A 263-nucleotide genomic window follows, 5' to 3' on the forward strand; every position below is an offset into this window, starting at 1 on the left:
AGTCGTCACGCACATAAACGGCGTCCAGAGCTTCTTTTGCATTTTTAGTGTTTGTAATGGACGTGTCCCAGTCAGCTTTAGCTGCAAGGATGCTAGCGGCGTCAACTGTAATATCGACACCACCTATAGTAGTAAAGATTTGACCAATAGGAGTTGCAGCATGACCATTATACTCAGACTCTTGCACTGATTCGGCAGCGGCCGCATCGTTGGCTGTTTTGTCAGCATCGAACAAAATCCTGCCAATGGTGTTAACAGCGGCA

The 263-nt window shown here is 47.1% G+C and carries 1 protein-coding gene; it reads right to left on the reverse strand.

The window, feature by feature from the left end; all coding sequences use genetic code 11:
• Positions 1-263: hypothetical protein (locus YROHD0001_RS0119215; RefSeq protein WP_032818650.1), on the reverse strand; the 263-nt coding region annotated here is incomplete at both ends.

The sequence above is a fragment of the Yersinia rohdei ATCC 43380 genome (genome assembly GCF_000173775.1).
Taxonomy (GTDB): domain Bacteria; phylum Pseudomonadota; class Gammaproteobacteria; order Enterobacterales; family Enterobacteriaceae; genus Yersinia; species Yersinia rohdei.